We start from the raw sequence: 23,191 nt of genomic DNA, 5'->3' as shown, positions 1-23,191 counted from the left end.
CGAAATAGGGCTGATGGCAATTGCAGGATGCGACAACAACATTGTATCAACCGTGTGACAGCGGGCGAACCAGAAACGATGCCTGCCAAACTCGGTCGGTGTAATTCATGTCGACTTGGCCAGTTACTCCCAATTGGACCATTGGGCAAAGAATTCGTCTAAATGATCATCTTCTGAAGCACAACTTTTCCTGTGTGGATGCCTGTCCGCGTGCAAGTTCGCATCCCCGGGCGCTTGATCGGTTGATGCCGGTAGGAGCCGGGTTAACCTTGTTGGCAGCGAAGCTTGTTCTGGGGACGTTTCCGCTGGCCGGGACAACCGCAAAGGTTCATTGGACGAAATTGGAACAGCGATTGCCTCGAAGGAAATTATCTGCACGTTTTGCAGGGAAGGGTCGGTCACCATATCGCTGTTGGACGAAAGTGGAGGATCAGCTGTCAAATCTGAAGGTAGTGGGGCGGTTGCGGTATCAATGTTTGTGTAATCGCTTATTGTGGGCAAAAAGCTACGCGAGAGGATGGTGCCATTCCAAGGGGGCGCAAGAGCAGCATCTACCACATCAACAGAATTCAGTGACGAGGCAGGAGCAACCGAAGTAGAAGTTACAGAGTCGTTTGAGGAAGACGTCGATGTCGTGGTCCCACTTATGTGAACTACTGCTGCGGCGTTGCCGGTGTTGGAAGCAGCCATCGCCTCACTGGTGCCGTTCTCCGCAGAGGTCGAGCCGCCGCCGTTAAGCAATTGATCGATGAGGTATTGCAGGTCGGCATTGTTCACATGGTGATCGCCATTGATATCGGCGATGAACAATAAATCGGAATCGGTCAAAGTATGACTCAATTGATAACCGGCCATGTTGACGAGCATTTGCATCATGGACACGAGATCTGATGCATCTACGTGGCCGTCATAATTTATATCGCCATGCACCAGATTGATCCCTACCAGATCGGATTGGCCTGGCGTAGGCGGGGCGCCGACCCAATTGGTTGGCTCATCGCCGAATACCCGTGACGAAATACGAGTGAGAGACATTCCACTTTGCTCGTGAGGCAATGAAGGCCAAGGTGCAGCAATGCCGTAATCCACCTCGTCCACCAACACATAGGGCAGCACCGTCGGGTTGTCGGACGATGGCGTATCGGGGCGCAGCAATTGCAAATCATCGCCATTGGCATTCAACGTGCCGGTCCAGCCGCCGACTATTTGCTCGCTGGCATCCAGTCCATAGGCAGCACGAAAGGCGGCAAGCTTGGAAGCGTTGGCCGGATTGCTGGGATCGAAGTCCACAATCAACAGGTTGGCGCGCGGGCCAATGATTGTGCCCAGCGGAAAGTTGAAAACCAACCCGTTGATTTGCCAGGGTACAGCGCCAAATCCGCTAATGGTGTTTGACAAAGCAACAGCTTGCGTGGTCAGATTGGTCAGCTCGACATATTGCAAATCGGGATTGCCGCCGACCGGATTGTACATGACTTCACTAAATGCCACCGGCCCAATCAAAGGGCCGCTATTGGGGCCGCCCAATGTGATCGATTTTTGGGGATATAAAATTCCGGTTCCATTGGGCCAGCGCCCCAGCGGAACATTGTCGGCCACAGCCGAGAGATTCTGATGATCTTCAAAGTTCAATAATGTTCCGCTGGCATTGGTCGATAAAAGCCAGACGTCGTCACCCGAGGTACCGGAAAGTGCAAACGGAATATTGCCGTCCGTGGGAGTGGATGAATCGAATTGCATGGCATCAAACACCAGATACTGGCCGGCTCCGATGATTGTGCCTGTAGGGATTTGATACTTTTTGTAGTTGTCGCTCGAGTCGCTCAAATACCAACCGCCAATGTCGATGGCCGAGGCAGTAGTGTTCAGCAGTTCGATGGCGTCGACGGCAGGCGAATCTTCGCGACTTAACACTTCGTTCACCACGACACGGTCTGCGGGCCCCTTGCCGGCGGTGCCGGGCGTGCCGCCATATTCGTAACTGGAGCGCCAATTGTCGGCGTCGGTCGGATCGCCCAACGCGTCGATAATTTCCAATGAGCTGCCCTTGCCGTCTGCGCGGTTGGGCCAAGGACTATCATCGCTATAGGTAAAATCTTGCAGTACGTCGCCGAAGGGATCGAGCAACCGAATTTCTTCTCCGGAATTTGCCAATTTGCCCGAGTAGGTTCCCGGCGCTAAATTTACGGCTGCGCCATAGATCGATTGAAATACCGACCGGTCACGCGCCAAGACAATTCGCTGTCCCGGAGCAATTTGGAGCGAAGTGGTGAATTGATAAGTAATGGCAGTGTCGAGCTTGACGCCGTTCAGGTCGACCATTTGTGTACCCGTATTGAGCAACTCGACGAATTCCATATCGTCGGAATCTGTAACGCCGGGGCGATCGGCGGGATGGTAGTTCAGTTCGACAATTCGTACAGGATAGGGTGTGGTCAGCTTAAAGATAGAATCGACCAAGGGACTCCAGGTGCTTGTGCTGCTGACATAGACACGCGCTTTCACATGCTCGGACGCATTGATGGCAATGGGACCACTAGCTGGAAGTGCGCCGGAACTTATCGCTCCACCGGTGACACGCGGATCGGAATTGTCCAGTGTGTAATAAACGACGGCGCCAGTAGGAGAACCCGCTGGAAGGCTCACGTTGAGTTGAAACCCGGGACTGACGGTTCCCCCATATTCGCTGTAGACGGGAGCAGCCAAGGACGGAAACCAACCATTGGCGATGAACTGGTTCAGTACGGTAGAAGTGCGATTCGGAAAGTAATTCGTCAACAAGCTTTGTACATTGCCGTTTCGCTGGGCAGCTGTATAGGGCACGCCGGGCGTGTAGTTATCTCCCCAACGTGCCGATTCGCCGACGATGGCCAAATTCAATTCGCCCGCTCGTTGCGTGAACAGCGATTCCGCGGATTGCGGTGTGAGCAGTCCGCCATTGAGCATTAAACGCTGAACTTCGTCGGCAAATTGCAACTTGAATTCTGAATTGGCCATCAGGTCTTTGAAGATGTCCGTCGGGCCGCCCGGTTGTAAAACGCCGGTTACATTGTCTGTAAGATTCTCGAAGACATGCTCGGCATCCCAACTTGCGAATCGCCACTTTCCGGTGCCACTGACATCATCGTAACTGGCATACCAATTGTGTTGGGCCGTGACGGAAGCCCAGTCGGTATTACCTGCGTAGTAGTTGATGATCATGTAGTCGATGAAGCTCTTAGTATCCAGCAGGTTGGTCACTGCCTGATAGTTGGCCTGCACGGTCATGTTTTGGCGGACGGCGGCTAAAAGAGTCGCATAATCCGGAACGGCCGTCGTGCTATTGTTGACCGGCGTGGTGGGATTGTGCTTGATGACATCGTAATTGTCTTTGTCGTCGCCCAAGTACGACGAATCGAAAGAATCGTCGGGCCGTTCGTGCACGTAGTACACGCCCCAATACAAGCCGTCGATGTAAAGTTGCACGTACGTGCCATGCGGGGCATTTCCGCCAGCGAGATTTTGTAAATCGGCCACGAATTGGTCCTGCACGCCGGTTTCGCGGCCGCGCTGAGTGGCATCGGGATGGGTCCATACGTTATTTGATTCCGCGTCCAAGATTAAAGTATCGAACGATGTGGCCGCTTCCGGGTCGAACGTCGAATCGGTAAACAGCGGAAAATCAAGCTTAGATGGGCCATAATCGGAAGTGAACTTAAGGCGGAAGGAAAGCTTGTCCTGCTTCCAGCGGTCGTCGCTTGTGCCGCCTTGGATTTGGATCGAATCGTCAATTTGAAATTGCTGGGTGCCATCGGCATTGAAATATTCAGTCGAGGCAGCTTCCGGAATGCCCGCGCCGGAAATATAAATGCCTAGCCCATTCGGTCCGAACATGCTGTCCCAGGGCAAAGTGATGGACATGGTCGGGATGGCTTCCAAGGCCGGAATAATTTGGCTGGCATAAGTGGGATTGTTGACGATGTTCGGATCCATCGCCCAATCCGGCCCGGAATGGCCCCAGGTTGCATAGTCGGGCAGGTTCGCGCCGGTTTGATGAATCACATCGTTGAGAAAGACGTAGGTTTCTGTATCGACATTGGTGGGCGTATAGCCGACCTTGAAGGCAGCCGCGCGCAAATTCGTAGTCGTGGAGATGAGAATTGGTGCGGTGTAAATTAAACCTGTGGTGGCGGTCGGCTCGCTGCCATCGAGGGTATATCGGATGGTCGCGCTGGGTGTGACCGTGGTGATAGCAACATTGAAAGGCGCGCTATAAAATCCACGATCGACCGAAAACTGGGTGTCAGCTACAAACCCTAAGGAGCCGGTGTTGTTGGCGGCGCCGGGCGTGGGCGTGGACATGTAGCCCACGGTCGGTGGATTGTTGCGTCCAGCCGATAGCAGCGGGTCGATCAAAAAATCCGTCAGATTGCCGGACTGATTTAATCCGGCAATTGCCAGTACGTTATTGCCGTTCACAAGCTTGTTCACGAATGATGAGATATTGAAATTCTGATAAACTTCTGCTTGTGTGTCGGTGTGCGTGTTTGAGGCCGATGAGCCTGATCCAGGCGCGCCTGTAAAGTTTGCTCGTGCCACTTCGGTGCCGTTGAGATAGGCAACAAAGCCGTCGTCATAACGCAGTTGTAGTGTGAGCGAAGTCAATTGACTGACATTGGTTTCCGAGAATGCCAATCGTAAAAAAGCGGCATTTCGCTGCGGCGAAACATTCATCATGGCGCCGACATCCGTGTTGATAAACGGTCGGTAATCTTGCGTAGCGGTGGGGGCGGTATCGTAACCCACGCCGATTTGCCCAGCCAGCCAGTTGGAATCGTCGAAGCCCACGGTGTTCCAATTCGATGCCAGCGTTGAAGTGGTGGCAGGAACTAACACCTTCACAGGTGCATCCTCGTCGACGAGCATATCGGTTGTGGTGGAGGTGGCGGTGATGCCGTACGACACATCGTCCAATTGCGCCGGGTAACTCGCATAACTGGAGGCGATTGTTTGATCGGGCATTTCCAGCGCCAAGTATCCGCCACTGGTGTTCAATTCAAAATTTGTGTGCAGTTCTTGGCCAGATACAGCCCGATTTTTTCCCGAGGCGAACACGGTCAGAAATGCGCCGGCCGCTAGATTTGTGGAAGGGAATTGCCACTTGGTGGGATTACCGAGATCATCGGTGAGATACCAGCCGCCCAGATTGACCGCTGACGAGCCGGTATTTTGCAGTTCGATCCAATCGGAGTGGGCACCGTCCTGATCGAAAATCCCGTGCACGTTGCTGGCCAGAAACTCGTTGATCATTACGGCCAGTACACAGCGAGATTCCAATCGCTCAAATTCCATGCTGCGCAAAGTGAGCAGGCGGGGCCCAGTTTTTTTGTGCCACCGTCTTCGGCGTATCGCCATTCCCAGAGCTCCTCTTTCCCCCCGCGATCCAAAACGATCGGACTTTGCCTCGCCGAATTTATTAGCAAGGCGTGTAAGCTGCTGTTAGCATAGCAAGCTTCAAAATCGAGGTAAAGCAATCTAAAATCATGCATCCATTAATTTGCGGTGTAATTTCCAGCGGTTGCAAAGTGCATAGATCGTGGTTTTACACATAGGTTGGTTCGCTAACAAACGAAGCTTTCAGGCGGGACATTCCGTCGGTAGTAGTTACGATTGGTTGGTAGCCAAAATCGCGGCGGGCGGCGGAAATGTCGAACCAATGCGAACGCCCAAGCTGAGCCGCCAAAAACCGAGTCATGGGCGGTTCTGTCCGCAATCGTAATACCCGGTATGCAGTTTCCATCATCAGTCCGACGCGCCAGGCTTGCGTAACCGAAATGCTTTTCTTCACGGCGGGCAAGCCAGTCAAGGCCAGCAATTCGTCGATCCATTGCCAGCAGTTCACCGGCTCGCCTTGACTAATGAAATAAGAGCGGCCACAAACCGGCGATCCAGGAATAAGCGCGTCGGCAGCCAGCAAGTGTGCGGCAGCTGCGTTATCGACATAAGCGATATCGGTGAGGTTCTGGCCATTGCCGACTTTGCGCAACCGCCCAGAACGAGCGCTGGCCAAGAGGCGCGGCAATAAGTGACGATCGCCCGGGCCCCAAATTAAATGCGGCCGCAATGCACAGGTCCTTAAGTCACCTTCGATGTTGGCAGCCAAAACGGCTTGTTCGGCCAGGGCCTTGCTGTGCGAGTAATGGCACAGCCAACGATGAGTATAGGGCAGCGATTCGTCATCGCCACATTGATCTGCCGTGGTAAAAACTACGCTTGGGCTGCTGGTATATACCAATCGTCGAACCCCATGGCGGCGACAAGCGGCGATGACATTTTGCGTACCCTGCACATTGACTTGAAAATAATGCTTCCACGGCCCCCACAATCCTGCCACGCCTGCTACATGAAAGACCGTGTCCATGCCATTTAGGGCAGCATCAACGGCAAGCGGATCGCGGATGTCGCCTACCGCGATTTCAACATGCTCCGATTTCAGTCCAAACAGCGCAGCCCAAGAAGCTTTTGGCGTGCGACAAAATACGCGCACGTGGTTATCACGAGCCAGCGCTTGTTGGACGATGTGCCGGCCTAAAAAGCCAGCGGCACCGGTGACGAGAACGCTCACGTTTTCTGTCCTTGCCGTGGCCGTGTTTTTCGCGCAGCCCAATGAGACAACTGTTCGCGATTGATTTTTACATTATGCCGTACATCGACGGGGAGCGATTTACGGATTAAAAAGTCGTGGATCGGTGGAGAGCAGTTAGCCGATTTGGCGAGCGTTCGTAAATCGGCAATCAACTTTTCACGCTGTTTTCGACCGCGCGAATATCGGCCCGGCTGCGGTTCAATTACAATCACCGGTGCTTGCTCCCCCGGCAAGCCAATGCCGACCAGCGCTGAGCGAGATACATCAGGATGCTGGTTGAAAATGGCCTCGCAGAGAATTGTGAACATCGTCGTATCTGTCGGTGCCGGACCGTGGGCGAAGCGACGATCGTTCCCGGCCACACTTGTGATTACTCGCTGTGACATGCGGCCGCAAAACCAGAAGCGATCGCGTTCATCCAAATATCCGACATCGCCCATGCGGTGCCAAAATCCGGTGCTGTCGTATATTTTTGCTTTCGCGTTGGCGTTGCTCTCCGTCACATATTCGGTAGTGACATTTGGGCCTTGGACAATGAGTTCGCCGATTTGCCCGCACGGCATTTCTTTCGTACTGTCCAAACTGGGGATTGGATCGTCGGTAATCCGGATCACCCGCCAGCAAATACCTTCGAATCTGTTGCCGACGCATACCCCGGCTCCTTGTTCTGTGCGAGCCCAAGTTTCGTTAAGAACTATGGAAGCTGCAATAGACGCCACTGGCAACGCCTCGGTAGCACCATAGGGAGTATGCATGCCTCCTTCAGGGTGAATGCAGGCAGTCATGCGACGCAATATATGCGCCGCAACTGGTGCACCGGACGAAAGAATGCGTCGCAAACTAGGTAAACGGAGATGTTGTGCCTCACAATATCGTCCAACAACATTCCAAATTGCCGGAGAACCGAATGCCTGGGTGGCTTGCCAGTCATTCACTGCGGTGATGATATGCCGCGGATCGACACGAGCAGGTCGAGTGACATCCATTTGTGGAATGATGCTGCTGACACCCATTGCGGCATTAAACAGCCCAAATAGCGGGAAACAGGAAATGTCGATTTCTCCCGGCCGAACCCCATAAAAATTCTGGATTTGGCTGACCTGCTTGTCGAAGTTTCCGTGGCGATACAACACACCTTTGGCCGGGCCTGTACTACCGCTGGTGAAGATAATGGCGGCGGGCGTAGCAGCAATCGTGGCCTCGGGCTGGAAATTTGATACTCTCGCGCCAATACGACGGATTTCATTCAACGTTGGCATTCGCGAAAACCATCTATTGCCAACGACCACATTGAAGCGAGCCGCTGGAAATAGATTTTGCATCGATAATCGAGCAAAGTGTACAGCTGACCCGCCAATAAAGCCTTGCGGCTGAACTTCTGCCAGGGAGCGAATCACATTGCGCATCCCCATGCCAGGATCAATCAGGACTTGTACTGCGCCGAGTTTGAATAAAGCGAAAATCAACGAAACGAAATCGATTCCTGGTTGCAGCAATAATGCAATGCGCATGCCTGGTTCAATGCCTAACTTGTCGAGTCCGGCGGCAATATTGGTACTATCGGTATCGAGCTTTGCAAATGACAGGCATCGATAGCCAGATGGACAAATTAGAACCTCATCGGTCGGATCATCTGGAACGGAAGAATGTTTTTTTCGACATGGTTCGGCGATAGCCACCGCCGAGGGCATAAGCCTGGCAATTTCAGCAAGACGCTGCGATACATTCGCCTTTGTATGTACCGTAGCAGATGTTGTTCTGGCGGTGCATGTAATCGGTTGCATGGGAATTGGAACGCGCAGCATAAAATTCAAGGAAAGCCGCTTGCTCAGAAATCCTGCTCCGAAGGCACAAAGGCCTACATCATGCCGTTGTTAACGATTTCTCGCAATTGGGGGACGGGTATGCGGAGTGGCGAGCTCGAGCTAGAATTAAATGTCCTGGAGGCACAGGTTTTCTAACGACGGGCTATTCCACGGGAGGAATTGAACTTGCCTAGTTTAACCGTCGAAAACTACGTCAAGGCAATTTATCAGATCAGTGCGGAACAGAACGGTGAACCAGCGACCACCGGTCAATTGGCCGCAGCGCTGGGCGTTTCACCAGGTACCGTGACCAGCATGCTTAAAACGCTGGGGGAGAGTAACCTGGCGGAATATACGCCGCACCATGGGGCCAGACTTACACATTCGGGGCATGCCTTGGCCTTGCGCGTTGTGCGGCGGCATCGGTTGATTGAACTGTTTTTGGTGCGTACGCTGGACCTCAACTGGGACGAAGTGCATGAAGAGGCCGAGCACATGGAGCACGCGGTCAGCGATTTGTTGATCGATCGTATCGACGCCTTTTTGGGCTACCCTGATTCCGATCCACACGGCGATCCAATTCCTCGGGCTGATGGTTCGGTTGCCGCGCCAACAACGCACAGCCTGGCCTCCTGCCGCGAAGGAGAGCCTTTCCGATTGATCCGTGTGCTCGATCAGTCGCCGGAATTTCTGCGTTACCTAACGGCCGCGGATCTTTCGCCGGGCACGCAGGGAAAGGTGCTGCTAAACCGGATGGAGGCGGGCTCGCTCTCAGTTGAAGTAGGTGGACAAGTGACATCGCTGGGGCGCGACGTGGCGGAAAAATTGCTCGTTGCTCAACCGTGATGGGTTTAGGGCATTTTCACTTGACATTGGTCCACCCGTCATTCCCCAATACATGGTTACGCATGCTACCCTAACTCCGTAATACATCGATTGGCTCAAAAGCGGCAACAGCTCTGGCCGCGATGGCACGCTTGACCAAGCTCCTAAGGCGGGATTTTCATCGCTGGTTCGGCTGCCTAATTCTATCCTAATGACCCAGCCGTTTGACGTCATGCCTCGTTGATCGTAAAACTTGTGATAGCGGCTGCGATTTCCGATGAGAGGTCCCCGCAATGGAGGCCTGTGAACCTGGTCAGGGTAGAAATACAGCAGCCATAAGCAGTCACCTTTTTGTGCGGAGGACCTCTCATCGGGAGTCGCCAGTGCAACTTGAGCATGTATCAATATTGATTGACCGCATTGAATCGTATGGCCGATGAAATAACCACGGATGGAATTGCACATGAAGCCGTAGGGCGGGCCGGAGGATATGTCGTTATTGCCAGGCGGTATCGCCCGCAAACGTTCTCGGAATTGATTGGCCAGGAACATGTGGCCCAAGGGCTGGCGGCGGCGATTGCAGCCAGCAGAGTAGGGCACGCTTATCTTTTCACCGGGGCTCGCGGAACTGGGAAAACCTCAGCGGCCAGAATTTTGGCCAAGGCGCTGAATTGCAAGAATGGGCCGACGCCGACGCCATGCAACCAGTGCGATATTTGCCGTTCCATTACTACCGGCGAAGACATGGACGTTCTGGAAATTGACGGGGCCAGCAATCGCGGTATCGATGAAATTCGCCAACTGCGGCAAAATGTGAACGTACGGCCGAGCCGAGCTCGGTTCAAAGTTTACATCATCGACGAAGTGCATATGCTGACCGAACCCGCGTTCAACGCGCTTCTGAAAACTTTAGAAGAGCCGCCGGAACACGTGAAGTTCATTTTTTGCACAACTGAGCCGGAAAAGATTCCGATCACCATTCTTTCCCGGTGTCAGCGGTTCGATTTTGCCGGAATTCAAACCAAGCAAATTGTCGAACGTCTGCGACAGATTGCCGTTGGCGAGGGAGTAAACGCTGAGCCGCAAGCGCTCGAACTTTTGGCCCTCCGGGCCGCCGGATCGATGCGCGACAGCCAATCACTACTGGAGCAACTATTAGCCTTTGGATCAAAGGGAATTACTGTAGCCGACGTGCATCGCTTGCTAGGCACGGCCGGTTCAGACCGAATTTCGCGATTGGTAGAAAAACTGATTGCACGTGATGCAGCAGCGGCGCTGGCGGAGTTAGGCCAGGCCGTGTCGGATGGCGTCGATGTTGGGCAGTTGCTCTCCCAACTACTCGGTTATTTCCGAGATGTAATGGCGGCTGCGGCAGGTTGTCCTGCAGATGCACTGTTGCACGTTTTGGCTGGGGAATTCGAAAAGGTTCGTAGCACCGGTCTACGTTTAGGGCTAGAGACGATTCTTGCAGTATTGCAAATTCTTGATCAGACAATTTCTCGGCTGAAATTTCTGACGCACCCGCGTACAGTAGCGGAGATTGCTTTGGTGCGGATCTGCAAACTGGAAGACCTTGATGCTTTGCAGCAGTTGATTTCTCAAATGCGCGAGGGATGGCTCCCAACTGCTACGACGGCTGCTGGTACGGCGGTTATCCAAGCAGATACTTCCTCTGTGGCATCAAAAAAAAAGCACGTTGAGCCTATAATATGCGCCAGCTCAGATTTCAATGAGTCGGCGGCATCGGGAACCGTCATTCCAAGCGAAGTGCAGCCGGAAAACGGTAAAAACGAATCATCGCTGCATCAAGCGAACACTGCTCGCTCACCCTTCGACTGTGCCACTGCGCGGCCCGCAGAAGAAAAGCTGCAAATCAATGAAGCAAATGGAGATTTGCTCGGGATCAATTCAGCGGATGGGCCTCCATTCTCCTTGAAGGAAAACGAAACGGCCTCAAAATCTGCGATTGAAATCTGGCAGATAGCTGCAGAACGTTTGGGAGGTTTAGCTGCGGAAAAAGCACAACAGGCTAAAAATGCTGCAATTTCCGCGCCAAATAAACTAGTAGTTATCTTTCCTAAAAGGTATAATTTTTGCAAGCAGTTCTGCGAACGGCCTGAGATGGTTTTGCAATTGAAAGAAATCATCGAAGAGCTAGCTGGTCGCGCATTGCAGTTGGAATTTCGGTTGAGCGATGACGAGACAACTAAACCTGCGGAGCCACAAAGAGCTGCCAATCCGCGGCAACGAATGTACGAAGCATGTCAGCGCCCTTTTGTTCGGCAAGCCATGGAATTGTTTGAGGCGACCGCTCAACGACTGGAGGAGCCAGCGAAAGGCTAGTGGCAGGCAATGGGTTTGTTGAAATCGTACGGATGCAAAGAGAAATCAAAAACTAGCAAAAAACAACATGTTCAAAGGACTTACAAACCTGGCATCGCTCGTTAAGCAGGCTCAGCAAGTCGGCAGTCGCATGCAGGCCATGAACGAGGAACTCAAAACTCGCCGAGCCACTGGCAAAGCAGGCGGTGGCATGGTCGAAGCGGAGGTTGATGGATTAGGCCAAGTTTTACGAGTTACGATCGATCCATCGTTGATTGAACGCAAAGACCGAGAGCTAATGGAAGATTTAGTTCCCGCAGCGGTGAATGCCGCCATCGCCAAATCGAAGGAACTGCATGCGGAAGTTCTTCGTGGCTTGACTGATGGGATGGATCTGCCGGGCCTGAAAGAAGCGCTCGGCGCCGGCTCCCTCGACGTTCAGCCATCCTCCGAACCCGAATAATATTGGATCGAATATTCAGTCTTTGCCAAAGCATCGAATTGTTAAACCTTGATCACTCAGTCCGTCACAAAGCTGATTGAACAGTTAGCCAGGCTTCCAGGCATAGGCCGTAAAAGCGCGGAACGAATTACTTACCATTTATTGCGAATTTCGAAAACCGACGCGTTGGCTCTGTCGGATGCCATTCGTGATGTAAAGGAGAACGTTCGCTACTGTAAGGTCTGTTTTAACCTATCGGAAACCGATGAGTGTGAAATATGCCGAGATCCAAAACGCGATCGACGTTTATTGTGCGTAGTGGAGCAGCCGCGCGATTTGATCGCTTTGGAGCAGCCGGGAACCTATAAGGGGTTGTATCATGTATTATTGGGGCGGATTGCACCGCTGGATGGGATGGGGCCAGACCAATTGACAATCGACGCTTTAGTAAATCGGGTAAGAAACGGCGAGTTTAGGGAAGTAATTATGGCCACAAATCCGACCTTAGAAGGAGACGGCACGGCCTTGTTTATTTCGCAGCAATTGACTGGGTTTCCAGTTGAAATCACTCGCCTCGCCCGGGGTATTACTACGGGCAGCGTACTAGAATTTGCGAACAAAGAAATTTTAGCGGATGCCCTGTCCGGGCGACAGAAGTTTTAGCCAAAAATGGTAGAGTTAGGGTGAGGTGGTCGGTAGTTGATTGGGAATTAAGTAGTAAGCGAATGACATGTGACGTTGGATTTTTGAACCCTGAATTCTGAGCTCTATTATGCGACTTTCCTTCGGCCAAGAAATGCGGATGGTCCAGAAGCAAATTCTGGCGCCGCGTATGATCCAGTCGATGGAAATCTTGCAATTGCCAATCCTCGCTTTGCAGGAGCGGATTGAGCAAGAGATGCAGGAAAATGAGACGTTGGAATTGCAAGAGCTCGATCCGGACCTGCCGGAAGAGCAAGCGGAGCAGGAAAACCCTAATGCCCCCACTGTCGAAGAACGTGAACTCGTCGTCGACGAAAAAAAGAACAACGAAGACGATTTTGAACGTCTGTTGCAATTGGATGAAGAATGGCCCGATCACTTCGAGGAACGCAGCCGCCCTTCGGCCACGCGGATGGAGGAAGAAGGTGAACGCAAGCACGATGCCATGGCTAACGCCGTGGATCGGCCTGAGTCCCTCAACGATTATCTGCATCATCAACTCAGTTGGTTTGAATTGGATTCCACAGTCCGCCAGTGGTGCGACCGAATTATCTATAATTTGGACGCCAATGGCTATCTGCAAAGCCGCCTAGAAGACTTCGTGGAGCCCGATGCACCGCCGGCACAACTGGAATTGGCTCGGCAGGCGCTCTCGATTGTGCAAAAACTCGATCCACCTGGCGTAGGGGCTCGTGATCTGAAGGAATGTCTGCTTTTGCAGCTAGTTCCCGGAATGGACTATTACGAGCAACTGAAGACGCTCATTTCGAACCATCTCGAAGACTTGGAACACAACCGTTTGCCGCAGATCGAACGCAAAACCGGTTATTCGCTGGAGCTCATTAAGGAAACACTAGAGCATTTGCGTCACCTCAACCCGAAGCCCGGCGCGGCATTTACATCAACCTACGTGCAACCGGTGGAGCCAGACGTATTTGTTGAGCCGGGTGAAAACGGGCGCTACAAAGTGCGCTTGGAAGATGGCCGCACCCCGAATTTGTTTATCAGTCCGTATTATCGCAAACTATTGATGAGCGGAGATACGGACGAAAAAACACGGGAATATATTAAGCGAAAAATCAACGCTGCTCAGTGGCTTATTGAATCCATTGAGCAGCGACGCAATACGCTCACTCGGGTGTCGCAGGCGATTGTCGATCATCAAATCGAGTTTTTGAACAAGGGGCCCGAGGCCATTGAGCCGCTCAAGATGCAGCAAATTGCTGACAAGGTGGGCGTGCACGTGACCACCGTGAGCCGGGCAGTGGATGATAAATGGATTCAAACGCCGCGGGGGATTTTCCCGCTCAAACGCTTTTTCGTGGGAGGCACCGTTAGTGCTGATGGTGAAGAAGTAGCGTGGGACACGGTCCGCATGAAGCTCCAAGAAATCATTGACAAAGAAGACAAGGCCAGTCCCCTATCCGACGATGATTTAGTAACCGAATTAGGTAAGCATGGGCTTACAGTAGCACGGCGGACCGTCACCAAATACCGCAAGGCAATGAACATTCCTAGTTCTCGCCAGCGGCGCGATTGGACAGCGGCACCAAAAGAAGTTGCGCCCAAGGAAAACAGTTTGGTTCTTCCGGAGAATCATTTGCCGGAATTGAGCAGCTTGCCCGCGAGTCAGCAGGTTAAATCACCTGCTTCAGTGGCGAACGACCAAGCACCAATTCTGAGTAGTCCCCCAGCAACTGATCCCGATCGTCCTGCATCATTGGATGGGAAATCAACTATTCGTTTTGGCTAAGGCAATTCTCATTGAATTCGATCGTTTCCTCTATCGACTCTCAGTTTTTCTGCGCACACTCTTAATTTGCCGCTATCCAGATTTGTAAAGTAACTGCATGCGATGCCCTTATTGCCGTGTGGATAACGATAAAGTAATTGATTCTCGCACGGGGCAAGATGGTTTTTCCATTCGTCGCCGCCGAGAATGCGTACATTGTAGCCGCAGGTTCACAACCTACGAGCGCGTTGAAGAACCGGTGATTAACGTTGTGAAAAAGGATGGCGTGCGTGAACCGTTCGATCGGGAAAAAATCAAATCTGGTCTGCTTAAAGCCTGCTGGAAGCGACCGGTGAGCGACGAACAATTGGAAGGCATTGTGACGGCAGTGGAAAATAACGCATTTACGAATTTCGAAACTGAAGTGGACAGCCGTTACTTGGGTAATCTGGTGATGCAATATCTTCGTGACGTCGATCAAGTAGCATATGTGCGCTTTGCCAGTGTGTACCGCGAGTTCAAGGATTTGCGGGACTTCGTGCAAGAACTCAAGCCAATTTTAGCCGAAGCCAAGCGAGCGCCAAAATAATCGCGCTGTTTTGTCTACATTCAATCACGCTTTGACATCGCCACTCTTTGGCGAATTCGGCGACTTTGTTTGGATGAAAAGGGAGAACTGTAAAAATCATCCAACTCGCGAACCTGTCTATTCGCTCGATGCTTTCCAATCGCCGCTTCTACCGCCAGATTTCTCCTCAAGCCGGACATGCTCAATCCTCATACCTCGCTCGGCGCTTTTGCACATATCGTAAATGGTGAGTGCCGCAATGCTGACGGCTGTAAGCGCTTCCATTTCTACACCAGTTTTGCTGGTAGAGGAGACCGTGGCCTCAATGTGCACAATGCCGCTATTTTGGCGCGAATTTTCGGCTTCGTCGGGAAAAGCAAAATCGACGGTCACGGAATCAAGCGGCAATGGATGACACAACGGAATTAAATCCGCCGTGCGCTTGGCGGCCATGATGCCAGCTAATCTAGCGATTTCAAGTACGTTCCCTTTTGCCAACTTTTGATTGTGCACCAGTGACAAGGTTGCAGTCGACATTGTTACCATCGCGCTAGCTCTGGCGCTTCGCCGAGTGATCGATTTTTGGCTCACATCGATCATGCGGCTGGCGCCATGCTCGTCGAAATGAGAGAGTTCGTGTGGCATGGCACTATGATACACTGGGCGCGATTCGCTTGTAAGTAAAAATAGGTCGCTCTTGTCGCACTAACGGCAGCTGCCTATAACGCGACTATCCGGCATACAAATGGTTCAGTTAACTTTCAAGATACTAAAGCGATGTCTTCTGTGGTTGGCGGCCATGATTTGTTGCCGATTGGGTTAGCTCTTGGAATTATGCGAAAACCCAACAAGGGGAGCAGTTGCAACGTTTTTCATTTCCGTAATTAAAGAATAACAGAAACGTAGATCACAATTGTTTTACAACAATGAAGTTTGCTCCCTTGGCGAGCATAGAAAAATGGTAACTGGAAATCCGTTTGGTCGCTCAAAAATGGTTGTACCAATGGGCATGGTGCTTGTGGCTTGGACGACCTTTGCAGTGCTATGCGGGCTGAGGTTCCAGGTCAATTTAGCGCTCTGCCTGCCGCAGCCAGCGCAATGTATGCCCCCGAACTGCGGGGCAATAGTGACGAAATAAAACTGAAAATCAGCGATTAGAGCAGTTGGCAATAGGGCGACAGCTATATGTTGCCATCCGTGCCAGCTATTTGCTGATTCTTTGGTAAAATACGTTGGCCGGCATTTCCCATCTTTTCTGCTGCAGGGAATGAGAAATCTGGCGAAATCCCAAGCGGCAAAATTGGGTTGATTCAAGGATTTCGCGATACCTTGAGTAGCGCATGGTGGTTAAAACCAAAATGGGCCAGTACTTGAAGTGGAAATCGATAGTAACTGTGCAATAATACAGTTCCATTTCGGTGTATCTATTAGAAAGTGGCGTGCATGGGTAGCCGATGGTTTAATACCGCCGTGGTTTTGGTTTGGCTAACGACCGGCACATGGTTAGTTGTGGCCAAAATTTTGCCTCCGCTGCGCCGCGGAGAGCCACCGAACTATCACTCCATGTATAGTCTCCAAGCGACGGAAGCAGGTTTGCATGTTGCTTGGGATATGTCACTTAATGGTAAGGAGTTGGGCTATGCGGTGATTTCGCTACAAAAAAAGAATAGCGACATGACCGAGGTGGAAAGCCGCATTCATTTTGAACACGTGCCTTTGGAAGAGTTGTCGCCAGCCTGGATGCGAGCATTGATGCATACAGCAGTTCCACCTGGTGATAACTTCCGCATGTTCGTGGAAAGTCATTTGGTAATTGATAAGCTTGGATATTTGTCCGAGTTCAACTCGGCGCTGCGGATCGATGGCTTGCACGATGTCATCCGAATAAAAGGAACTGTGAATGGAACGTTGCTAAAAATTGTGGTACGCGCTGGTGAAGTGGAATATCCGTTCGATACCTATTTGCCTGGCGACGCCCTCGTATCTGACGAATTATCGCCACAATTGTGCCTGACCGGCCTGCGGATTGGACAAGAATGGACCGTGCCGGTATTCAGTCCATTGCGACCGCCGAACAATCCTGTAGATGTGTTGCAAGCTCGGGTCGAACGTCGCGAAGTATTAATATGGGAAGGCCAGGGAGCGGCAGTCAATTTAGTAGAATATCGTGCTGATTCCGGATCGGCACTATCCTCCACGAGTCAACCACGAGCCAGAATTTGGGTCCGCGATGATGGCGCAGTTCTCAAGCAGGAAGTGTCGATATTGGGTTCTGACTTGACTTTTCTGCGACTTTCTCCGGAACGGTCGGATGAACTTGCCGTACGAAGTAAAGACGAAGAGCCGGAGGGCAGGTTACATATGCACCGGCGAGGCGGATTTGGAGGGCCATTGAACGCCAATTCAAATCCCGCAAACTCCAATCTCAGTGTGCCCGATACTGGCCCTGATCCTACCGAACCCGTGACTAGTCCACCGCCCTGAGTCATGGCGAACAGGCGATGTTAGTCGGCATTTATTTCTGATCGCCGAAATCAGTTTTTGAAGACAGCGATGATCGAATTCGACCAAGTAGTGCGAAACTATGGACCAAAAACGGCGGTTGACCGTTTGACCTTAGCCATTCCGCCCGGCGAGTTGTTTGCGCTCTTGGGCCCCAACGGCGCCGGCAAAACAACTTCCATCAAAATGTTGGTCGGCTTATTGCGACCCACCGTCGGTACAGTCCGGATTTGCAACTACGATGTTGTCCGCGAAACGCGTCAGGCCAACCGCTGCCTGGGTTACGTGCCGGAAGAACCCTATCTGTACGAAAAGCTTTCCGGTCGCGAGTTTTTGCAATTTATCGCAGATTTGTACGGCCTAGGTCGTGAAGAAGCAGCGACTCGAATTGCGCGTGAAATTCAAAATTTTAGTCTCGCGGAATTCGTTGATCAAATGACAGAAAGCTATTCGCACGGCATGAAGCAAAGGGTTGTGTTTGCGGCTGCGCTATTGCATGATCCGGCAGTGCTAGTATTGGACGAGCCCATGGTGGGACTCGACCCGCGCAGCATGCGGTTGGTGAAGGACTTGCTCCGAGAACGGGCGAATGCCGGCATGACCGTGTTTATGTCAACTCACACCTTGGGGCTGGCCGAGGAAATTGCCGATCGCATTGGAATTGTCGATCGCGGCAGACTAAAATTTTTGGGCACTGTCGCCCAATTGCGGCAACAATTGGCACAGGAACATACCAGCTTGGAACGCATGTACCTCGATCTGACGGCCACGGCCGAGGAAGCGGCTGCGCGCGAGTCAGTTTGAACGAATTTCTCGGAAGCAAAAAAAGATATTTCCATGGCCACGGCTGCCGTTAACGATTTTATTCCGCCGGTGGGCGGTTTGCTCGACGCGCATGATGAAGCGCAGTTATTTTGGCAGCTTCGTTGGCGTTCGGCATTTGCAAATCTGCGTTGGATGTTGGCCTCGGCACGGTTGCGAATATCACTTGTTGGTTCGCTCAGTTTGTTTTTTTGGTGCGGACTGTTCGTGTTATTCTACCATGGCTTTACGTTTTTATCGTCGCCGTCGATCCATACCAATGTGATCGAGCCACTTTTCAATGCTTTCTTTTTGGCTTTGATGTTGATGCTGATTTTTTCGTCCGGCATCATCCTGTACAATGCGCTGTTCAATTCCAGTGAAGTGGCGTTTTTAATGACCACGCCGGTCCGCGCGCAACGCATTTTTCAGCACAAGTTTCAAGAAGCGGTCTGGTTTAGTAGTTGGGGATTTGTCTTATTGGGCAGTCCTACCTTGGTGGCCTATGGCGTGGCGACTTCGGCACCATGGTATTACTTCGCGCTGTTGTTGCCGTTCGTTATTGCGTTTGTGCATATTCCAGCCGCGATTGGCGGAATACTGTGCCTGTTGCTTGTAAATCGTCTGCCGTCCGTTCGGATGCACGCATTGGTTCTGAGCTTAGTGGCGGCAATTCTGTCGTTGTCTTGGCTGGCCTGGACGATGTTCAATGGGGCGGAAAATAATTTGATGACGCCAGAATGGTTCCAGGAGATGTTTTCCCGCTTGCGTTTCACTGAGCAGCGGCTATTACCCAGTTGGTGGCTAAGCACAGGGTTGCTAGAGGCGTCGCGGTCTTCTGTGCTGGTTCCGTTGGGAGATCCACCGTGGGCCCAGAGCTTGATGTATTTGGCGCTCTTGGTTTCAAATGCCTTGTTTTTCAATTTAGTGGGCGTTTGGCTGGCCGCCAAGCTGTACCGTGTCACTTATAGTCGCCTATATGATGAACCCACGCAACGGCGCCATGCCAGTACTTGGTGGTTGGATGGAGCGTTAATCCGTTGCTTGTTCTTTTTGCCACGTGACGTACGGCTGTTGTTAGTGAAAGACTTCCGACTTTTTCGTCGCGATCCGGTGCAGTGGTCGCAATTTATCATTTCATTTGGCTTACTTGGCTTGTACGTGGTCAATATTCGCCGCCTGAGTTACATTCCAAATTATTCGGCGATGATCGGATTTTTGAATTTGGCGGTCGTTGGCTTAATTTTATCTACGTTTACGACGCGATTTATTTATCCAATGATTAGCTTGGAAGGACGGCGCCTGTGGATTTTGGGTTTATTGCCAATTCATCGGGATGCCATTTTGTGGTCGAAGTTTTTATTTGCTGCGATTGGCTCGTTGTTGCCTTGCACCATGCTGGTATTGGTGAGCGATTTAATGCTGCAGATTAACTTGCCGCTGGTGATTATTTTTCACCAGATATCATGCATCGTGCTATGCATGGGACTGTCGGCCATTGCGGTGGGCTTGGGCGCAAAAATGCCTGATTTACGTGAACAATCGCCTTCAAAAATTGCGGCCGGCTTCGGCGGCACGCTAAATCTGGTCATCAGCGCGGCATACATCGTAGTGATTGTGTTGTTGACCGCGCTGCCGGTGCATTTGTTTTTGGGTTCAATGCAGGAGGCACCGCAAACGTTTGTCGACCAGTGCCTGCATTTTTTAGGCAGTCGCACTGGAATTGCCTCCGGCATGGCGCTGACGCTGTTCACCGGCGTAGTAGCCACCATTTGGCCCATGCGCGTAGGATTGCGAGCGTTTCGGAAATTGGAACTCTAGTAGTTTCACGACCGGCGATAGGTCGCACTTTCCGAATGCCTGGCGAGTTTCTACAATCGGAGAAGGAAAATCATGCAGGCTGGCCACGGTGGGCCACGAGGTCGTCTGCGTCGCAACGGGAGGAAATTATGGCCACACGCCTCAAGGTCGGGGCGGTTAATTATTTGAATACCAAGCCGTTGGTTTATCGGTTGCAACAATTTGCGCCGCAGGTTGAATTGAGTTTTGATTTGCCCAGTCGGCTAGCCGATCATTTGGCGGCCGGTCAGCTCGATGTGGCGTTAATCCCATCGATTGAATACTTCCAAGACCCCGCGTATTCTATTGTGTCCGATGCCTGCATTGCTTGCCGTGGGCCTGTATTAAGCGTAAAGCTGTTTTGCCGCACACCAGTCTCCGAAATTCGTACTTTGGCATTAGATGAGGGTTCACGGACCAGTGCCGCGTTGATTCGTATTTTGCTTAAGGAGAGATTTCAACTGGAGCCAGTTTGCCGGCCACTTCCAATTGGCGCCGCTTGGGATGAGGCAAATACGGATGCGGTATTGTTAATTGGCGATCGGGCCATTCATTCTCCCCCCGGCCGCTTTGCCGAAGTTTGGGATGTGGGCGATCAATGGTGCCGCTGGGTCGGCTTGCCGTTCGTGTTTGCCATGTGGGTGGCACGACAGGGGGTTAGCGTTCGTGAGCTAGAGCCGGCACTGGCCGAGGCCCGTGACTGCGGCGTAACGAATTTGGAGCAAATCGCGGAAGCGGAGGCTGCTCCATTAGGTCTAACTATTCCCCAATGTCTAGCATATTTGCGCGACCACTTGCATTTTTATCTCGGTCCGGATGAAATCCACGGATTGCAGTTATTTTACCGGAAAGCTAATGAATTGGGACTTGCCCCGGCCGGCATTCAATTCGCCGGCATGAGTATTTCGATTTAATACGGACGATTCAAGAACAGTTATGGTTGCGACATCGATTCAGTCGATTCTTGATAAATCTATCGCTGGCGAACGAATTAGCGCTGCAGAAGCATTGCGGCTTTTAGAATCGCACGATTTAGCCAGCATCGGTCGGGCTGCTGATGCGGTTACGCGCCGACTGCATCCTGATTCGGTTCGTACGTACAATATCGACCGCAATATCAACTACACGAATATTTGCACGGCGGTGTGCGATTTTTGTGCGTTCTATCGGCCGCCCAAGCATGCCGATGGCTATGTATTGGAACGACATGAACTTCTGCAAAAAATTAGTGAGACGGTTGAACTGGGCGGCGACCAGATTCTGATGCAAGGTGGATTGCATCCGCAATTCAATCTGGAATGGTACGAAGAGCTGCTGAGCGACATCAAGCGACATTTTCCGCAGGTAAATATTCACGGGTTCAGTCCGCCGGAAATTCATCATTTCACGAAAGTTTCCAAACTGCCGTTACTGATGGTGCTTGAGCGATTGAAAGCAGCGGGTTTGGGAAGTTTGCCCGGCGGCGGTGGAGAGATTCTTGTTGATCGCGTTCGCAACGAGATTACACGTGGGAAGGTGCTGACGGACGATTGGCTCAATGTGCACCGCGTTTGGCATGATCTTGGCGGTCGCAGCACGGCCACCATGATGTTCGGTCATGTAGAAACTCTGGCAGAACGAATAGAGCACCTAGAACGCTTGCGACAATTGCAAGACGAAACTGGCGGCTTCACCGCGTTCATTTGCTGGACGTTTCAACCGGAACATACCGATATGGCCGATGTTTCGCCGGCTGGCTCGTTTGAGTATTTGAAAACGCAAGCGGTTAGTCGGCTATATTTGGATAATTTTCCCAACATCCAATCAAGTTGGGTAACCCAAGGATTGAAGATCGGTCAGTTGGCATTGTTGTTCGGTGCCAACGATATGGGAAGCCTGATGATTGAAGAGAATGTCGTAGCAGAGGCGGGCACAGTTCATTATCTTACTTTGGACGAAATCCGAGCCTCGATTGAAGAACTTGGCTATACCCCGCGGCAGCGTAATGTGTGGTATGAATTGATTGATTTGCAGCACGAACAAGCCGCCATCGAAGCCAATCGAGCTCGTTACGAGCAAATTCGAAACGCAGGGCAGCTCGTTTCCGGTGCGCGGAATCGTTCCCTGCCTCTAAATGTGGAAATAGCAACAAACTCGCCACTTACGATTGTATCCGGCGATGGAACGGCATAAGGCCGGTGCCCAATTTTGGCTTCCGCCAGCAGTCCAATGAGCATCAACCAATGCGCCATCGGCGGCCAAACGGTTCTTTGCCTTTAAAGCCAACGCAATCCGCGAAGGTTTCGTTATGCCCCGAACCATCGCGGGCGGTTCGCCGTTTGGAAAACCACGTGAAGCTTCAACTGTTCGCTGGAATTGTATTGTTTGTTGCGTCACGCGTGTACATTTTGTGTATTTTTCAGGCATGGTCATCGGATATCGAAAACCCATATTTCATCTATGCAGTTCAAGTCGCTGACGAACACGTGACACCCTATCAAGGGGAATCGCGTATTGAGTATCCACCGCTAGCCTGGTGGGCGATCTACATACCCCGGCTTCTCGATTCACACACGACGGCCGATTTGCAAGATCCACGACAACTGAAATCGGCGTTGGCATTTTACAAGCAAGTATTTCGCGGAATTATGTGCGCGTGCGATGTCGGCTCGTTCCTCTTGCTATTGGGGATTGTTTGGGTCCGCAGACCGCAGATGCTACCGTGGGCTGCCTTCACTTACACGCTTTTAACGTCGATTCTTGCGCACCTGTTATACGATCGCCTTGACATGGCATTGCTGTTTTTGGTTATGGCTTGGGCCTTTTGCTGGGTTCATTCGTTGGAAGCGAGCCGTCGATCTCTTGCTTGGTCGATCGCCAGTTATGCCATACTGGGATTAAGCATTAGCTTTAAGTTAATTCCCATCATTTGCGTCCCTGTTTTGATGATCGCCGATTGGTACGCTTCCCAGCGTTCGATCCGCCTGACAGTTGGAGTCGCTTTTCTGCTTCTCACTGCCTGCGCGCCATTCGTGATTCAATACTTAAT

At 51.8% G+C, this 23,191-nt stretch carries 16 protein-coding genes and 1 other RNA gene; 13 read left to right on the top strand and 4 right to left on the bottom strand.

Features of this window, described 5'->3' with window-relative positions; genetic code table 11:
• Nucleotides 1–123: 123 nt before the first annotated feature.
• The 3 genes from VFE46_05950 to VFE46_05940 form a co-directional block, all read right to left on the bottom strand.
• A complete protein-coding gene (locus VFE46_05950; protein HZZ27533.1) occupies nt 124–5,331 on the bottom strand; it encodes a lamin tail domain-containing protein in 5,208 nt (1,735 codons plus the stop codon).
• Between the two features lie 250 nt (nt 5,332–5,581).
• Nucleotides 5,582–6,604 carry an NAD-dependent epimerase/dehydratase family protein gene (locus VFE46_05945; protein HZZ27532.1) on the bottom strand — a complete coding sequence of 341 codons (1,023 nt, stop codon included), beginning with the start codon at nt 6,602–6,604 and terminating at the stop codon, nt 5,582–5,584.
• The gene (locus VFE46_05940; protein ID HZZ27531.1) at nt 6,601–8,409 is read right to left on the bottom strand and encodes a fatty acid CoA ligase family protein; all 1,809 of its coding nucleotides are present in this window, start codon (nt 8,407–8,409) and stop codon (nt 6,601–6,603) included. Before VFE46_05940 ends, VFE46_05945 begins: the two co-directional genes overlap by 4 nt.
• 207 nt (nt 8,410–8,616) lie before the next feature.
• On the opposite strand from VFE46_05940, the gene VFE46_05935 reads away from it, so the two are divergent.
• The 7 genes from VFE46_05935 (at nt 8,617) to nrdR (ending at nt 15,042) form a co-directional block, all read left to right on the top strand.
• The gene (locus tag VFE46_05935) at nt 8,617–9,276 is read left to right on the top strand and encodes a metal-dependent transcriptional regulator (GenBank protein HZZ27530.1); all 660 of its coding nucleotides are present in this window, start codon (nt 8,617–8,619) and stop codon (nt 9,274–9,276) included.
• Nucleotides 9,277–9,531: 255 nt separating this feature from the next.
• Nucleotides 9,532–9,630: signal recognition particle sRNA small type (gene ffs / locus VFE46_05930), an RNA gene on the top strand.
• Between the two features lie 54 nt (nt 9,631–9,684).
• On the top strand, nt 9,685–11,598 hold the full coding sequence (dnaX, locus tag VFE46_05925; protein HZZ27529.1) for a DNA polymerase III subunit gamma/tau: 1,914 nt from the start codon (nt 9,685–9,687) through the stop codon (nt 11,596–11,598).
• A gap of 67 nt (nt 11,599–11,665) precedes the next feature.
• Nucleotides 11,666–12,040: a YbaB/EbfC family nucleoid-associated protein gene (locus VFE46_05920; GenBank protein HZZ27528.1), complete on the top strand. Its 375-nt coding sequence runs from the start codon at nt 11,666–11,668 to the stop codon at nt 12,038–12,040.
• A gap of 48 nt (nt 12,041–12,088) precedes the next feature.
• The gene (gene recR, locus VFE46_05915; protein ID HZZ27527.1) at nt 12,089–12,682 is read left to right on the top strand and encodes a recombination mediator RecR; all 594 of its coding nucleotides are present in this window, start codon (nt 12,089–12,091) and stop codon (nt 12,680–12,682) included.
• Between the two features lie 109 nt (nt 12,683–12,791).
• Nucleotides 12,792–14,474, top strand: a complete 1,683-nt coding sequence (rpoN, locus tag VFE46_05910) for an RNA polymerase factor sigma-54 (GenBank protein ID HZZ27526.1) — start codon at nt 12,792–12,794, stop codon at nt 14,472–14,474.
• Nucleotides 14,475–14,571: 97 nt separating this feature from the next.
• Nucleotides 14,572–15,042 carry a transcriptional regulator NrdR gene (gene nrdR, locus VFE46_05905; protein ID HZZ27525.1) on the top strand — a complete coding sequence of 157 codons (471 nt, stop codon included), beginning with the start codon at nt 14,572–14,574 and terminating at the stop codon, nt 15,040–15,042.
• Nucleotides 15,043–15,159: 117 nt separating this feature from the next.
• Here the strand turns inward: nrdR and moaC are convergent, their stop codons facing one another.
• Nucleotides 15,160–15,666 (bottom strand): cyclic pyranopterin monophosphate synthase MoaC, encoded by a 507-nt coding sequence (gene moaC / locus VFE46_05900; protein ID HZZ27524.1) that lies wholly within the window; start codon nt 15,664–15,666, stop codon nt 15,160–15,162.
• A 798-nt stretch (nt 15,667–16,464) separates the two neighbouring features.
• Here moaC and VFE46_05895 point away from each other — a divergent pair.
• The 6 genes from VFE46_05895 to VFE46_05870 form a co-directional block, all read left to right on the top strand.
• Nucleotides 16,465–17,505, top strand: coding sequence for a hypothetical protein (locus tag VFE46_05895; GenBank protein HZZ27523.1), 1,041 nt, complete (start codon nt 16,465–16,467; stop codon nt 17,503–17,505).
• 69 nt (nt 17,506–17,574) lie between these two features.
• Nucleotides 17,575–18,327: an ABC transporter ATP-binding protein gene (locus tag VFE46_05890; GenBank protein HZZ27522.1), complete on the top strand. Its 753-nt coding sequence runs from the start codon at nt 17,575–17,577 to the stop codon at nt 18,325–18,327.
• A 33-nt stretch (nt 18,328–18,360) separates the two neighbouring features.
• Nucleotides 18,361–20,145: a hypothetical protein gene (locus tag VFE46_05885; GenBank protein HZZ27521.1), complete on the top strand. Its 1,785-nt coding sequence runs from the start codon at nt 18,361–18,363 to the stop codon at nt 20,143–20,145.
• Nucleotides 20,146–20,273: 128 nt separating this feature from the next.
• Entirely contained in the window at nt 20,274–21,077 is an 804-nt protein-coding gene (locus VFE46_05880; GenBank protein ID HZZ27520.1) for a menaquinone biosynthesis protein, read from the top strand.
• Between the two features lie 22 nt (nt 21,078–21,099).
• Entirely contained in the window at nt 21,100–22,335 is a 1,236-nt protein-coding gene (mqnC, locus tag VFE46_05875) for a cyclic dehypoxanthinyl futalosine synthase (protein HZZ27519.1), read from the top strand.
• 158 nt (nt 22,336–22,493) lie between these two features.
• On the top strand, nt 22,494–23,191 hold a 698-nt coding region (locus VFE46_05870), incomplete at its 3' end, for a hypothetical protein (GenBank protein ID HZZ27518.1).

It is taken from the genome of Pirellulales bacterium (assembly GCA_035656635.1).
Taxonomy (GTDB): Bacteria; Planctomycetota; Planctomycetia; order Pirellulales; family JADZDJ01; genus DATJYL01.
Note: the sequence above shows the minus strand (reverse complement) of the source record. Positions and strands in the feature narration are given on the sequence as shown.